This is a genomic window from Candidatus Zixiibacteriota bacterium, from assembly GCA_040753875.1.
GTDB lineage: Bacteria > Zixibacteria > MSB-5A5 > GN15 > FEB-12 > DATKJY01.
The window spans coordinates 23,400-40,057 of sequence record JBFMDV010000004.1; the positions used below are offsets into that span (position 1 = coordinate 23,400).

The window sequence follows — 16,658 nt, forward strand, 5'->3', positions numbered from 1 at the left end:
CAATTCATCAGGATCAGGCACTGGGTGGTGGCAAAACTACCTGCCGACAGGCGGTCAAGGTGCTGACTTGTGGTGGAGGGGACTATGGCCGAGCGCCGGTGAGCATCTGTGTCATTTTCTCGATCTGATAGCCGGACCGCTCGGCCGCATCCAGCAGTATTCGACCGCTTCGGCGTGCGTATTGGGCGGCGAGGCCGGCAGAACTGACCGTTTCGAGGGCCTCAACGCGCGTCACCCATTGCAACGCTTCCACCAGCAACTCCAGCCGCTCTTTGTTCAGCCAGAGCACGTCCTGGTACCGATTCACCAGCAGATACTCGCGGACCACCGGATCAACGAGAGTCCTTTCCAGACGGTCGGCCATAAGGGATCCTGATGGAGATTCCAGCAGATCGCGGTGAGCCACTATAATTTGAACCAGAGTGCGGTCGACATAGGCCGCGTGATCATCCGCCAGCAACCCCTCGAACGCGCGCTGCACGACATTGAGAAGCCGCCATTCCTCGATGAGCCGACTCACGAACATTTCGGCAGGCGAGGAGTCGGCCTGCGATTGTAAAACATCCAAATGTCGAATGGTCAGCCATGCGATGAGGACATGCCGCAGCACGGTCTGAACACCTTGGACCTGAGACGCTTTCTTTGGGCCAGTCGCACGTTTACCTTGGCGGGCTTGGCCGGGGCCGAACAGTTCTTCCATCTCGGCGGTGAGGCGCGGCGTGTGCGATGATCGGCCTGCGGACACGCCCGAAAACGATAACGCGGCCGACAGGAAGTCCTCAAGCGCTGTCACAAAGCGGCTCCGGGCTGGCAAATCTCCGCCCGACAACTCCCGCAATGCTACCGCATTCATGACCTCGCGATACGGCTTGAGCACCGGCTCCAGCCGAAGTTCCCGGTGCGCCTCCTCGATATTCGGCACGCCTGCGCCACTGAGACGATACGCCAAATGAGCCCAGGAACCATCGGCGTCGTGGATCTCGCGGAAATCGAGGAAAGCATGACATTGATAGGCGTGCAGTTCAGCCCAGAGTCCTTCGTCAGCGATTTGGCGGCCGCTGCGGATATACTCCAGGCCGCATTGATAATCGCGAAACACGTAATAGCAGCCATCGGAACTATTCAGTGCCAGCGCTTCGGCCAGCGTCCGCCGCACCAGATTGGTAGTCTCTCCCTCGCCGATATTGATTGGCGTTGAAGTTTGCAGTCTTCCTCGCGTACTGTTGTATGCGTTGTTATAGAGAATAATCGCCCGTTCATCGCCGGAACGATTGGAATAGGCGAATACGTTTTCGTCGACCCAGCCATCAGGTGTGTTGAAATCATAGAATGCGAAGTTGGCCGCACCACTGAAGAGATGTCGGCGGCGCATCAGCGGAAATATCTGCGCCTCGTGGCGCCGCACCATATGCCAATCAACCTGTTCATCCCAGTATGACCGCCGGTATTCCATGCCGTATTTCTCGGTGAACCCTTCGATCTGGCCATGGCCGAACATCGGCAGCCCAGGCATGGTCACCAGCATCACGGCGACACCGTAGTACTTATCTTCCTTACCGAATTGATCGACTGCCGTCCGCTCGTCCGGGTTATTCATGAAGTTGACAAATCGCTTGAGCACCTCTGGGCTGAATTCGAGCACATTCTTGACAGTTGTGCGATACTTGGCATTCTCTTCCATCTTGAGCATGTTCATGAACGCACTGTTGTAGACCCGGTGCATCCCGAGCGTGCGGACGAAATATCCTTCCATGAGCCAGAACGCTTCGGCGAGAAGCAACGTCTCCGGCAACTCCTGCGCGATCCGGTCCACGACTTCGCGCCAGAATTCCTTCGGCATCTGCAGGTCAAACTGCTGCCGGGTCATGCCGTGCTCCGCGCGTGACGGAATAGCGCCGCCGTCCCCTGGCTGCGGAAACCAAAGGCGCTGATAATGCTTTTTGGCCAGGGTCATGGCGGCATCGAAGCGGATAATGGGAAACTGCCGCGCTACGTGGAGGATCGTCTGGATGACCGCTTCACGCACTTCCGGCAACAGATAGTTGAGTTGCGCCGTATCGTTCCAGGGCGTGCTGGTACCGTCGTTGCCGTGATAGATATAGCGAACGTCTCCGGTCCATTTGTCGATCCGTTTGAATACGACGGCGGCATCGCGATGCTGCCAATAGCCATCCTCTATCTGGAGACAGACCCGCTGGTCCAGGGAGAGGTCCACCCCGGTGTATTGGTAGACCGGAAACGGCGGATGGCCCTGTTGAACGAACCAATGCGGATGCTGGATCACCCACCGGGAATAGATGCCGACATGATTGGGGACCATGTCGCTGGCCAGCCTGATACCACGCTGCCACGCCCGGTGCTTCAGATTCTCAAACGCCGTCTCGCCGCCGAGATCGCCCGCTATAATATAGTCGTACAGTGAATACGCCGAGGCGGCCGCCTCCGGATTTCCCATGATCTGCTTGATCTTCTGTGATGCGGGCGAACGCTCCCATATCCCGATCAGCCACAGACCGGTGAATCCCCAGCGGGCGAGTTGGTCAAGCTCTTCATCGGGGACATCGCTGAGCAGCCGTATATCGCGCTGGTATTTTTTCGATAACTGAAACAACCACACATACACTGTCTTGGCTATGAGCACGACGTTAGACATCCAGTCGGCGTCGCGACTGAACGCTGCCGGCTCAGAATAACCGAGGTCGTAGCCGTATTGGTCGCGGTCGAAGCGCAGGGCTTCGATCTGCCCCGGCCCGAATCCGCGCATGAGACGCTCCTCTTCGAGAATGTCCACTGCCAGCAGTACCCGCTCCAGAAGTTCCATCGGCAGGAAATGCGCCCAATGCCGCCGGATAAAATCGAGCTGTCCTTCGAGGGAATCCGGGTACGCCCGTATGGGTGCGTACAAGCACTCGAAGAGGGTCATCCCGGTCGGGCCGAATGGCGGTTGCGTGGCAAAGAACGATTCAAGAGCCTGAATCAACGTCACGTTGGGAGATTCGGCCCGAAGATCGGCATCGTCGAACAGTGCACGGAACGGCCGGAACGCCGGGTTGGCCATGTCCAAATGAAGCAGTATCATCTCGCGAACGATCATATCGCGAGTAGACGTCACACCGAACGCATCGCGAAGGAAACCAGCTTCAGACTGTTTCTTATCGAGGACGCTTGACGGCGGGAACAGTCGCACAAAGGCTGGAGGGGGCTGGGTAATGATAGCCGAGCCCTTTTGCCTGCCGGTCCAGTCCATCCCACGGCCGATCACACCGGGCTGTTCCTCCCGAGAATACAACTCGATGATATATCGAAACACGTCGACAATGACATTCAGCGAGCTGAGTTGGCCGGCATGAAGCGGCGCCGGAACATGCGGCGTTTGGCTGCAACGTTCATTGAACCGATCGGCCAGCTGTCGCAACCGGAACAACTCATTGGCCTGAGTGGTCTCGGGCTCTGTCGTTAACACAGACGAGACGGCCAGCCAGTCCCAGGATTTCCTGGACAGATGGAACCCGAAGTGAGTGTAACTGCGGAGCAGTTTCTGAAGTTCTGCGCGGTCGGCGAGCATAGTGACGAATATCAGCCTGTGTCCATGACGCTAAATTACAACAACTATCAGTATACTCCATTGTCTCATGGAGCGCCAGAGAAAGGCAGACTTGTTGTGAATGGTAATCGGGGAGATTCTGGATGGTCATGGAGCCGGGCAACACCCCACGATATAAAACATCGGCCCGGACGATTCTCAAGGACCGGAGATTATCGGCGCATCGACTACTTCGGCGTCCAGACCCTCACAGTCATGTTCTCGCCAATGCCAGCGTGCCAGCTAACCCACGGCTTGTCGTTCGGGCCAAGGCAAATCTCCGGAGCGCGGGCAGAGAGATTTTCCTCCGAAATGAGTATCGGCGGTGACCAAAGGTTGCCGGAGAATTTCGTCAAATAAATACCCCATTGGCTGTGCCCGTCTTTCGATCTGCCGCTCCAGACGACCCACACTGAGCCATCGGAGACAATGGCTATGTGCGGAGTCTGGTTCTGGTGCGTTTCGGTACCTTCGCTCACCACGTACGGCGTCACCCACGTCTGGGCTTCGGAATCATACCTGCTCACCAGGATTCGCTGTCCCTTGCCGGCATACGTCTCCATGGAGTTTGAACTCCAGGTGGCCCACTGCGCACCGCGCGGGTCGAGGGCTGTAGACGGGTATTCGCCGATCTCGGAAGTCTCCACATTACCCGTCAGTTTCTGAGGTGTGGTCACGGGACCATCGAGCGGACCGCCGCAGGCGCACAAAGTCGATGGATAGTGCTGGTTCCACATTCCGAACGGGCGGCCGGATCGGTCGACCGCGAGCGAGAATCCCCAGGCATTGATATAGCCCATGTCGTCCCCATCCGGAATTACCGCAATATCCCTCGCCTTGCCGACAGTGCGTCCCGTGATCATGCAATATCTGGGATACCGAAGATTGGCTTTCCATTCTGACCAGGCGGCAACAACCTGACCCGCGCCGTTCGACGCAAGCGCCGGTGTGATCACTTCGTACGTCCCCGGACCACTCAGACGTATTTCATCGGATAGATGGTCGCCATCGAGAAACCGCCCATAAAGATGGTACCAGCCGTCCCGGTCACAGAGGTAAACAATAAGGAACGAACTGCCGTCCCACACGATCTGTGGGTTGTAGGCATCCGCTTCACCATCCTCGACAAGTCGGGTGCTGCCTTGGGAGTCTGCATTGGTCAGGGCGACGACAATATCACCCTGTTCCTCCCATGCGATGGCCGCGGTCCCGTCGGCACGGACAGCGATCGACGGCAGGCGGCAATTGCGATTGCCAAGGATCATGACCCGCCCATCGGGAGACTCGCGCCATGGCGACGATTTCGGCGAGTAGTCGTGATGAACAACCGGTCTAAGCAGATACGAAGGCACCGGACATACACCCCCCTCGCAATACCCCTTCAGATTCTCATATGCTACCGAAAGCGAGTCAGCAAAGCGCCACTTGCACCCGGGCTCTTTCGCAAATCGACCGTCAAGAAGCAGCTTCGGTTGAGTCGCAGTCGAATCGTAACGCCACACGCAGAAATCGACCCATCCCTCGTATACTATTCGCATGGTGCCGGCCGCATAGAGCTCGAACCTGACATATTTCTCTCGGTTATAGGGATTTGGGGCGACTGCCAACAACCCTGTCTCCTCTTTTGGGAAACTGTATGCCCCAAATCGAACAACGTCACTATCGAACGCGAACGGCAGCTCTTCGTGAGCTATGTGGTCGAACCGGAATTTCCGTGTCTCGCCCACGAATTCAAGATGGTGTTCGCAATCCTGCTCGGTGAGCTCGCACTCGTACTTCACATCAAACCCGTTCTTCTTGGTGAATCGCTCCTTATAGTAGTCATGAAGCCGGGTGGCATCATCCGGGATAACCGTGACGACCATTGGCGAACGGGCCTCAATCATATAGTTTTCCGCCATCTTCAATCCCGAAGCCAGCGTGACCGGCGGCGTGCCTGCCTCGGGCCACCACTCCGCAGCCCGCTGCTTGAACGTCACGCCGTAGTCATCCAAAAAACCCTTAAGGATCTGTTCGCCGTCCCTGAATGCCAGCATCGCTGGGTAGCCGTCGCGGTGATAGTCGTGAAGACTGACTGGGTACGTGAGCACGGATGTGGTATCACGGTAATACTTCATATAGGCATAAATATCTCGCTGCGGGCTGAACAGGCATTGCTGGACATTCATGCCACCGTGCACGGCATTCGTATGGAAGTAGTTGAGAGTGACGAACTCCCCCACCAACATGCAGTAACCGCAATAGCTCGGCGAGAACGGCTCAATCAGGGTGATGCTTCGATTGAGCTGTGACAGGTCGATTTGATTCCCCCACAGGTCCTCGGCTATTCCCGCAAGTCTCTTTCCCGACGTTTCGGGTCCGCTCCGCTTGCACACCAGGAGCAAGGCAGAAAGCGCAAGCACGATTGCTACTGTGCGTTTGATCTTCATCTCTCACCTCCGTGTCATGTACCAGCCTTAGCGACAGAAAGTGAACACTGTCACAACATAAGCCGACCGACGTTCTGATGCAATGACGAAAGAAAGGCAGGTTGGTCCGGGATGGGTCAGAGAGGTGTGTCAATCTACGGTGACAACGGCTGCGCCGGTGAACCTGCCTGACCGAAGGTCATCGAGCGCCCGGTTGGTGTCCGCAAGCGGGTAGGGATGCACCTCCGTGCGAATGGGCACCCGAGGCGCAAGCGCGAGAAACTCTTCACCGTCCTTACGCGTCAAGTTAGCCACTGATCGGATCACACGCTCTCCCCAAAGGATCGAATAGGGGAAAGACGGGATATCGCTCATATGGATGCCGGCACAGACAACCGTCCCTCCCTTGGCGGTTGCACGGAGCGCCACTGGCACCAGATCGCCCGCGGGAGCGAAGATGATTGCGGCATCGAGCGGTTGCGGCGGCATTTCTTCTGACGCCCCGGCCCAAGTTGCACCCAGCGATCGTGCAAATGTCTGACTGGCCATATCACCGTGTCGGGTGAAGGCGCAGACTTCTCGTTCCTGGAAGCGTGCCACCTGAATGATGATATGAGCAGCGGCTCCAAAACCGTAAAGCCCCAATCGATGAGCCTCACCAACCATACGAAGCGCCCGATACCCAATCAACCCGGCGCATAAGAGTGGCGCGGCCTGTAGATCGGTGAAACCCTCCGGAATCGGGAAACAGAATCGCTCGTCGGCCAGACAATACTCGGCGAAGCCGCCATCGATCTGATAACCGGTGTAGCGCGCGTTGTCGCAGAGATTTTCCCGACCGCTCAGGCAATAGCCACACTTGCCGCAACTTCCCCCCAGCCACGGGATCCCCACCCTATCCCCTATGCCGAAGCGAGCGGAACCGAAACCGATATCGACTACCGTACCCACGATCTGGTGACCAGGGACCAGCGGGAGCTTTGGTTCGGACAAATCGCCATCGACTACATGCAAATCAGTGCGACAGACGCCGCAGGCGTGAACCCGTACCTTCAACCGGCCACGACCAGGAACGGGGGCAGGCAACTCCATTAACTGCAATGGATTCCGCTGTCTCTGCAATACCATGGCTCGCATAATGCATCCACTCAAGCAACGACTAACTGTTCGTGTCTGACTCCAATGATCCTTGTTTCCTTAGCCGGCAGCAAGTTGAACTTCTGTCAAAACGTCGTGATTCTTCTTGACAGGCGGCACTCGATATGTTATGTTCGCATTGAAGACGAAAAACTCGTTGAGACCACACATAGCTTACAGCATATTATAGCCCCAACGTTATCGCATTTGTAACAAATACACGTTAACCTCTCAAAGCAGAGGAGTTATGTCTACGTGTAGTGTCCTTGGCATGGCAAGGAACAGACGTAGCAGGTCTGCCCACTCGATTCTCGCCGCTTTCATTGTCATTGTCATCACGGCGCAAGCAGGACAGACCGGTACGGCTATTCGCATCGGCAACGTCATCGATGTGCCGCTCGGAAGTTCGCTTGAGTTGCCGATCTCCCTGGATTCCATAGCGCCCGGAGTCCAGATCGCCGGATTTGACCTGTTGATCAAATTCGATGGTTACAACATGCGGGTCGACTCGGTGATTATGGGTCCGTTGTTGGCAGGGTGCGCATGGGAGTATTTCACGTATCGGCTGGGCATCGATGATTACTGTCCGTTTCCTCCCTGTCCAGAATCGCCGGTCAGCCTGCTGCGCATCGTCGCGCTTGCGGAGACCAACAATGGCGACATTCATCCATCATGCATGGCAAATACTCCGGGCGAATTGGCCCGTCTGCGAGTCAGCACCTCCAGTCACCCGGACAGGCTCTGTAATCTGATGCCGGTGCGCTTTTATTGGAAAGATTGCGGAGATAACATGGTTGCTCTTGCGACCACTTCTGATACCCTCCTGCTTTCGGACCGCGTCTATGAGTTTGGCATTCGCATCGATGACCCGCTCCAGCCGTTCCCATCCTACCAGGGCGCGCCGTCAAGGTGTGTTGGTCAGTTCGGAACGGTCGAACACGTCCGCGGGATAGATTACTACAACGGTTACTTCCAATTCGTCTGCCAAAATACTACGACCGATTATGTGACCGTAGCCCTCGGTCAAACGCGAAATGCAGCGAGGGGGCAGCAGGTCTCATTGCCTATAGACTTCCACCGGGGCCTTTCTTCAATGGAGACAGGCGGCTTTGACATGCTCGTCACCTATGACCCCACCGGCCTGGTTTTCCAAAGCGCCACGCCTGGCCCGCTTTTGCTGAACTGCGGTTGGGAGTATTTCACCTATACCGTTGGCGCCGATTCCAACTGCACCGGCGCGCCATGTCCGATACCGCTCGTACGGATAGTGGCTCTCGCGGAGATCAACAATGGTGATCTCCATCCTTCCTGCTGGCTCGACAGTACAGGAACCCTGGCCAGACTGCTCTTCATGGTGAGACAAGATTCAAGTGTGATTTGCGGCAAATTCCCAGTGGCGTTCCTCTGGAACGACTGCGGCGATAATCTCTTCTCAAGTCGGGCCGGCGACTCCGTCTTTTTCTCGAGATACGTTTTGGACGAAAACGGGTTTTCTATCACCCAGGACACCACATTGCCGACACGTTTCGGTGCACCGTCGAGTTGCATTGCCGGAAGCAGTGTGGCTCCGACGAGGTTTGTTGATTACGTCAACGGCTATGTGGCGGTCGAGTGTCACCCGCAGATCGACTACCGCGGGGACCTGAACCTGAACGGATTGGCGTATGAAATAGCCGATTGGGTACTGTTTTCAGAGTATTTCCAGATCGGCGACAGTGCTTTTACGATCAACCCACCGCTTCAACGCGCCACCTCCGATGTAACGCTCGACGGCCTCGAATTGACCATGCTCGATTACATTTATATGTACCGCATCCTCACCGGCCTGGCCGTCCCATGGAATGACACGACATACTTCATTGGCGACAGCATGTATGTCGATCAAGATGTCAATTCCCGCACGGTGACAATCACCGGTCCGGACTCCCTGGCCGGTTTGTACCTGAAGTTCCGTGGCAATGTCGTTCCATATTTCCCGATGGACTCCACGGATCTTGTCCGCTCGTCATTCTTTGACGGTCTCTTCACACGTATTCTCATCGGCCCTCAGATGTCCGGCATGGACACGACGCCGCTTTTCGCCACAGGCGTAGTGCTCACATATAACGGCTCCGGGGTTTTGGAAGAAGTGAGTGGGGCGGACTATACGAATACATACTATTCGCCGTTCTTGACTGCTAACAGTGACCCCCGAAATGCATCCGTACAAATAGGCCGTGTCAACGGCGTCGCTCTCGGGAGCCAAATCTCAATTCCTGTGACGCTCGGTGGAACCTGGCCGAATTTCGAATTTTCCGGCTTTGACCTATTACTGGAGTATGATGGAACGATCGCTGCGCTGACAGGTGTCACGGCGGGTCAGCTTCTCACTGACTGCCAGTGGGAGTATTTCACCTATCGTGTTGGACCCGGCATTGTTTGCGACAGCGTTTCGTGCCCAAGCCAAAGCGTCCGCTTGGTCAGCGTTGCCGATATCAATAACGGTGGAATCCACCCGACCTGCTATGCCGATACCATGGGCGTTCTGGCCAACTTGTCTTTCCAGATCGATACCAGTTCGGCATTCGCTTGCTTCCATGTCCCGGTGCGATTTGCCTGGGCGGATTGCGGGGACAACGTCTTCGCACTGAAAGACACGGACACGCTGGTGGCGTCACGCAAAGTGTATGATCTCTCGATGGGGTGGCCCACCGAAATTACCGGTGACGTGCCGCTACCTTCGGTACATGGCACACCGAGCAGTTGCATAGCCGGGTCAGTCCTACGAGGAATCGACTATTACAGTGGTGGCTTCGATATACGCTGCAACGATTCCATAGATGCCCGGGGCGATATCAATCTGAATGGTCTTGCATATGAGATTGCCGACTGGGTCACTTTCGTCAATTATTTTCTTCTCGGACCAGAGGCTTTCACAGTCAACCGGCACAGCCAAATTGCTGCCACAGATGTTAATGCCGACGGCTGGGCACTAACAGCAGCCGATCTGGAATATCTGCTGCGGGTAATGGTTGGGGATGCGCTGCCATATCCCAAGCTCTCAGTCGATTCCGGCAGTATCGCCACTATCGTTCAGGACACACTGAACTACACCGTTTCGCTTGATTATGCGGATAGTCTGGGAGCTCTATATCTTGTCTTTCTTGGCGAGATAGATCCGATCGATACCTTGGTAGGCGGTCTTTCAATCGGATCGGTAGCCGATTCAGGCGTGACCCGAGTATTGGTCAGTCCCTGGATCGGAGGCTCACCGGATGCGCAACTGTCCCACGTGGGTGCCGGCCTTTTGTTCAACTACTCCGGCGCCGGCCAGCTTGTCTTTGTTGACGCCACGTACGACGGTACTCAGGTGACACCGACCGATATTCGCGGCAGTGACGGTATCTGCTGCCGACACCGGGGTAACGTTGAAGGGTGGTTTGATCCTTCAGGTGTTGTCGATATCGGAGATCTGACAGAATTAATTGGCTTCCTGTTTGGACAGTCTCGAATGATTATTCCGTATTGCTGGGCCGAAGCCAATTGCGACGGATTGGGACAAGTTGATATCGCAGACATTTCGGCCCTGGTCGATTTTCTTTTCTTCGGCCAGGCCCTGCCCCCTTGCCAATGAGCGTTTGAACGAGCACCGCTGATTGGCGCAGCCCCGGTCGCAAGGCCGGGGCATTTTTTTTGCGTAGCTGTCGCCGGGCTGTTCACGGAAAGTACAATCAGAAGGTCAGCATTTTTTTCACAAAGAAATTGCGGTAGAATGGGCCTGACCGGTCGATAATTATCAGAAAGTACAATCATTGGGGTCCCCAAACAAACCTTCACGGTGGAGGATGACATGCACATCGCCAGGTCGTTTCGAAATCTGATTACTACCGGGGTCGCCGTTCTTATCATGGGCGGTTGTGGCGGAAGCAAAAAACCGACTGCTCCGCTCTCCAACTTTCAACCGGAGATCGTGAGTATCCAGGACAATTTCCAGTTCCAGGCAACCAACCTGGATAACGTCTCTGCAACTGTCCAGTATATGTGGGCGAACAGCGGAAATCGCGCGAGTATCGACCACTCATCGGCAGTGACAGCGGGTACGACTTCGGTAACGCTGTTCGACGCTAACGGAGCGCAGGTGTATACCAGCGGATTGCTGGCCAGTGGAACTCAACAGGCCGATTCGGGGGCCGCCGGCGACTGGCTTGTCCGCGTAATCCTTACCAACTGTAGCGGCACGCTCAATTTCAGAGCGCAGAAGCTGTAGACACTTCGATCAAAATCTCGTCTTCCGTGGTGATGCTGTCACACGTCCAGAGCCAGGATTCATCCGAATCCTGGCTTTTGTACACGTGCCAAACCATGTCCATTCGCCGACCCCACTCTCCATAGCGGTTATGGGAACCGAAACCTTTCTCAGCGTCTGACGTTCAAATATATGAAGGATTTGGACAGAATAGTCCGATCTGGTATATTGGTATCAGGTTCTTTGAAAACTGAGGTTTAGTCAAGACTCTCTTGAGACCTTGATGAACCTGTATTGCCGTATCGTCACCAACGCCGACTGCTAAACACCATGGTTGGGGACTGTTTGAAATGACACCCCTACCCCTCTCCCACTGGGTGAGGGTGGCGCGAAGCGACGGGTGAGGGGACTTTTTCAACCTCCCTTCGCAGGGTGAGGTTGTTTGCGGCATTGTCGTCGCAGCACTCACAGCCCGAGCTGACACAATACAAAAGCCATTGGGGGTGACAGGTTTCGACGGGTTTAGCGGGGGGTTGTTGGCGTGCCGGGGTAGTCTGGGTCCCCGTTACCAAACTGGACAAACACACAAATGGCGAACTTAACTACGCCATGGCTGCCTAACTCGCACAGAGTTTAGGCTAACAGCCCGTCGTGCCGGGTCTTTTGCCTTCAAGATTCGGACACGGCGTCGACAAAGAAGGCTCGGTGGTCGGGTGCCGTGACCGACCGCTTAAAATAAGCGGCTAGTCCGAGTCGTGGCCTGGCGTTCGGCAGCGATTCGGGCGAATAGATATAGATCGCCTACGCACGTAGAGGACGGCCTGACGTTACTCTCGGACGGGGGTTCGATTCCCCCCACCTCCATTAAGATTATAAGTTATTGTGTCACAATATAATATGATGATTCTCGGTTCGGTGACTCCACCTCCTACGATCCACTCTCGCCTCCCTTCTTGCTCATAGTCCAAGAATATCTGCCAAGAAGATTTGTCTTGACCGTTGACCTCAATTTGGGTTCATTTGTTCCGATAACAGTATCAGTTGTATCGGAAATAGAATCGGTATTTTGTGGATGCCCAGAAGAGTCAAAATCGATATTTCCCCTTTTGGGTCGGGCTCTGGTATCGGGGATGCGCTCTTTCCCAAGGTCCGGCGGAAAGTCCTGACTTTATTCCTCCTGAACCCAGAGAAGAGGTTTTACTTCAGAGAGGCCGTCCGGCTGCTGGGTGATACACCGGGATCTCTTCAGCGTGAGTTGAGATCGCTCACATCCGCCGGGATTCTCTTGATGGAACCAATTGGCATCCAGAAATTCTACCGCGCCAATCCCGAGTCTCCCGTCTTTGGCGAGCTCAAGGCAATCGCTGAGAAGACGTTTGGTGTAGCCGACATAATTCGCGACATCCTACGGGCAGAGAGCAAGGGACGAATCAAGATGGCGTGGATATATGGCTCCGTCGCCAAGGGCCACGACACAAGTTCAAGTGATATCGACCTCATGGTGATCGGTTCTCTGGACTTTCGAGAGTTGATCTCGATATTGAAACCGGTCGAAGAACAGATGCGGCGGCCGATCAATCCGACGCTGTATTCAGAAAGTGAGTTTCAGAAGAAGGTTCAAGACAAGAATCATTTTCTCTTGAACGTACTAGAATCCGACAAGTTATTCGTGCTGGGAAATGAGAATGACCTTACAAGATTGGCTCATTAGCGGCTGGTTGAAGCCGCATACGACGAGCCGGAAAGAAATAACTGATCTCCTTGCCAAGGTTGACCGAGACATTTCCGAGGCGGCCAAAGAAGAGATCACTCTCGACTGGCGGTTGGCGATTGCATATAACGCGTGCCTCGGCTGTGCGACGATCGCTCTTCGTGCGAGTGGCTACCGGATTCCCGGAGGAGCCGGTCAACATTACCGGACCATTCGATCGCTGCGATTTACAATCGACCCTGCCCCCGACATCATAGCGTCGTTGGAGGCAATAAGCAGAAAAAGAGCTATAGTCAGCTACGATGCGGCGGGCACCATTACGGAGGGCGAAGTAGGGGAAGCAATGCGTCTGTCACGAGAACTGCGAGATGCTCTTGCAACTTGGCTGAAAGCGAAGCATCCGGAACTGAATTAGCCAGGGATTACTGCTGTGAGTAGCTTGGAATCTGTCAAGGCAATCAAATCGCGAATAGCCGGGCTGAAACGGGGGCGGCGGTTTATCGATTACCACGAGTCAGGGCTGTATGCCCGTGAACTTGAGAGTCTGCTGGATGAGATCGACAGGGTAGCCGACAATCCGCGCCAGGGCGTTGAACTGGTGGCCGCCTTTATTCGAGCCGATAACGCGGTGCTCGGGCGTGCTGATGATTCGGACGGGTCGATCGGTGACGTGTATCGGATATTCGCCTGCGACAGTTTTATTCGTCATGCATCTCAGTGCGAAGACAAAGAATGGCTATATACCGTTCTGCTCAAGCTCTACGCGAATGATGAATACGGAGTTCGCAATTCGCTGATAGCTTCTGCCGCTGGTTTCCTGCCTGAATCGTTTCTTCGGCGCATGGTCGATGAGTTTTGGTCCATAGGCAAAAAAGAGACTGACGAATTCCGAAGATATCATTGGTATCTTCCAATTGAGGCGGTCGCAAAGCAGCTAAAAGATCCTGAGCTTTTCGAACGAGCCTGTCGCGCCAAATGGCCGGAAATACCGGTAGCAGGACACCTCGACATCGCGGAGGTGTATTTCGAATGCGGTTATCCGGTCGTTGCCCTTCAATGGTTGGACAAGGTTGCCTCCGATGAGACGTTTCAGCTTGATGAACGCGAAAGATTGCTCCTGAGAGTGTTGCTGGAGCTCGGTGATAAAGCCAGAGCTGAGGATGTTGCGTGGAGAGTGTTTCGCCGCTCGCGGAGCGAGGCGACATTGTCTTTGCTGTTAAGCGCCATTGACGAGACTGAACGCCATCGAGTAATCGATGATGAGGTCCAGGTGATAGCGGAATCTCCCAAGCTCGATTATGTTGACGCTGCTTTCCTGATAGAATTGGAGCGTTTTGACGATGCCGAGCGATATTTGATTGAGCGGTCGGTTCAGCTTAATGGGGATTATTACTACCAGTTGCTGCCTTGGGCAAAGACATTCGAGAAACAAGGAAGATTCCTCGTGGCCAGTAATCTCTATCGCGTTCTGCTTGAATCGATCCTTCGCCGCGCCAATTCGAAGTACTACACGTACGGTGTTCGTTATCTGTGTAAACTCGATGATCTGGCCCCGCTTGTCAGCGACTGGGGAGGATTGCCGGACCATAACGATTACAAGATCAACTTGCGGCTCGAACACAAACTGAAACGCAGTTTCTGGGCGCGATACGAGCCGTGACTTCCTAAACGTTCTCGGAAGTGCTCGGCGTGAAGCCGTCCACCATCTACCAGTGGACGCACGTTGGTATATTCCGCATTTCAAGCTGGGGCGGTTTGTCCGCTTCCGGAAAAGCGACGTCAACAAGTGGCTGGAATCGAAGGTCAAGAACGGGAGACCGGAGAGAGCCATTGAAATAGAGTGCTGAACCTAATATATTATTCTCAAATCCAGCAATAGAGAACAGTGTAGGCATTAACTACGGAATTCAGGGTATCCTAAGAATGAGAGTCTTCTGCACGTTTTGCTCGAAGGACAAGAGTGATGCATCAGGATTATTGCCAGCCATCGACAGATATTTAAGTGACAGGATACGAGGGGTACACGAGTGCGCGATTGCCGACAAAGTTGAATTGTTCATTTTGTCTGGTAAATATGGTCTTATTCATTGCGACACCAAGATCCCCTGGTACGACCAGTTTCTGAATGTCGACCAGCGACCGAAAATCATCCAGCAGGTGAAATGGCAATTAGCTGACTACAGCATCACACAGGTTACTTACTATACAAGGTTGCCGGAAGATGACCCACGCTACACGCCTTACAACAGAGTTATTGAAGAGGCGTGCCGCAGTTGTGACATCATCTTAGAGAAACGTTTTTGGATCAAATGATGTCAGTCCATTTTGTGCCAGATTTGTGCCAACTTGAATGAAAAACATGCTGATTTTCCAGTATCAAACAAAACCAAATAAAAGCTGGAATTCGCTGTGATTCAGAGAGTTATCGCATAAGTCGGTGACGGTCAAAAAGTTGCAAAACGGGCCTTTTTCGATTCCCCCCACCTCCAAATTATAACGAATTATCGCTCAATGACTTATTAAAGGGACGGGGGTACAATACCCCCGTCCGCCTTTCGTATCGTGATGTACTTCAGTTGCTTATGCCGTAGAGTGAGTTGCTGTCGTCGTCACACTCAACTGTTGACCCGGTCAATACATCGGCTATCTCCTCATTTGTCCTGCTCAACCCTTCATTTTGCGAAGAAATCGATGGCCGGGCGCGCTCGGTTTGCATCCTCTTGTGGGGCCCTTCTAACTCTTTCGCATGGAACCATTACCTGCTTTTTTGGTTCAAGTCTCGAATATCAATGCCCTGAACTATTGCGGAGTAAGCTCAATTCTGTTCGAAAAGTGGTTACATTTAGTCGTTGTTTCTGTCGATATCGCCTGTATCTTTGAGTCATGTTTGTAGGACGATTTGTGAAACCGTGGTCTGTAGCTCTCATCGTAATGTTGCTCGCAGCTGTTTCCCCTTTGCGTGGGATTAGCGTTCTATGTATCAGCGAAATGGGACACCTTGAGGTGGAGTTCGTCGGTTCGTCCTGCTGCGACCAGGAATCCGCACCACAAATTCCGAGTGCCCTTCTCGTTGAGGAATCAACAGACGATTGTGGTACCTGCGTAGATGTTTTCTTTTCCCAGGATGCTTCCCAAGCTTCACAACGCGGATTATCTGCACACTATGGCAATTCACTTTTCTCTACGATTTCAAGTGCTCCATTGCAGCTGACTGGCCTCCTCGGAGCGAATTGCTCCATGGAAATCAATCCCAGTAATGATTTCTCGATAGCCCCCCTAGCTAATAGTCAATTTCCCACTGTCATTCGCTGCTGATTTTCCAGACTAAGTTCTCGTGATTAGCCCCCGATCTGCTCCGGAGGCTTTGCTGTGCTCTATGGCACAGTGAACCACATCTTAGTTTGGAGAATTGTTGATGAGATTTCGAACAACATTGAATTTGATATTCATCGTACTTGGCGTATCTAGAGTGGCTCGCGCTCAGACAAGTTCAGATGCGCCGCCGCTTTTGCCCCCGGTGTATCATGAGAGCGGAGTTCAGGAGGACCTGGCCGCAGTTGGCGACTCGGTGATCAGTCTCAGGTCCGCCCTTCA

Annotated in this window: 9 protein-coding genes and 1 other RNA gene; 7 read left to right on the top strand and 3 right to left on the bottom strand. The window is 54.1% G+C overall.

Features of this window, described 5'->3' with window-relative positions; all coding sequences use genetic code 11:
- Positions 1–82: 82 nt before the first annotated feature.
- From AB1644_01455 to AB1644_01465, 3 genes are all read right to left on the bottom strand, one after another.
- Positions 83–3,565, bottom strand: a complete 3,483-nt coding sequence (locus tag AB1644_01455) for an alpha-amylase family glycosyl hydrolase (protein ID MEW6049717.1) — start codon at positions 3,563–3,565, stop codon at positions 83–85.
- A gap of 206 nt (positions 3,566–3,771) precedes the next feature.
- On the bottom strand, positions 3,772–6,012 hold the full coding sequence (locus AB1644_01460) for a hypothetical protein (GenBank protein ID MEW6049718.1): 2,241 nt from the start codon (positions 6,010–6,012) through the stop codon (positions 3,772–3,774).
- 129 nt (positions 6,013–6,141) lie between these two features.
- Entirely contained in the window at positions 6,142–7,128 is a 987-nt protein-coding gene (locus AB1644_01465) for a zinc-dependent alcohol dehydrogenase family protein (protein MEW6049719.1), read from the bottom strand.
- 271 nt (positions 7,129–7,399) lie between these two features.
- Here AB1644_01465 and AB1644_01470 point away from each other — a divergent pair, with 271 nt between their 5' ends.
- The 7 genes from AB1644_01470 to AB1644_01500 all read left to right on the top strand — a co-directional run bounded on the left by AB1644_01470 (position 7,400) and on the right by AB1644_01500 (position 15,377).
- Complete coding sequence (locus AB1644_01470) at positions 7,400–10,741, top strand: hypothetical protein (GenBank protein ID MEW6049720.1); 3,342 nt, start codon at positions 7,400–7,402, stop codon at positions 10,739–10,741.
- Positions 10,742–10,957: 216 nt separating this feature from the next.
- Positions 10,958–11,374, top strand: coding sequence for a hypothetical protein (locus AB1644_01475; protein MEW6049721.1), 417 nt, complete (start codon positions 10,958–10,960; stop codon positions 11,372–11,374).
- Between the two features lie 478 nt (positions 11,375–11,852).
- Positions 11,853–12,220, top strand: a transfer-messenger RNA (tmRNA) gene (ssrA, locus tag AB1644_01480).
- Between the two features lie 205 nt (positions 12,221–12,425).
- A complete protein-coding gene (locus tag AB1644_01485) occupies positions 12,426–13,064 on the top strand; it encodes a nucleotidyltransferase domain-containing protein (protein MEW6049722.1) in 639 nt (212 codons plus the stop codon).
- On the top strand, positions 13,039–13,479 hold the full coding sequence (locus AB1644_01490; GenBank protein MEW6049723.1) for a hypothetical protein: 441 nt from the start codon (positions 13,039–13,041) through the stop codon (positions 13,477–13,479). Before AB1644_01485 ends, AB1644_01490 begins: the two co-directional genes overlap by 26 nt.
- 15 nt (positions 13,480–13,494) lie before the next feature.
- A complete protein-coding gene (locus tag AB1644_01495; protein ID MEW6049724.1) occupies positions 13,495–14,724 on the top strand; it encodes a DUF6880 family protein in 1,230 nt (409 codons plus the stop codon).
- Between the two features lie 263 nt (positions 14,725–14,987).
- The gene (locus tag AB1644_01500) at positions 14,988–15,377 is read left to right on the top strand and encodes a DUF6884 domain-containing protein (GenBank protein MEW6049725.1); all 390 of its coding nucleotides are present in this window, start codon (positions 14,988–14,990) and stop codon (positions 15,375–15,377) included.
- The last annotated feature ends 1,281 nt before the right edge of the window (positions 15,378–16,658 follow it).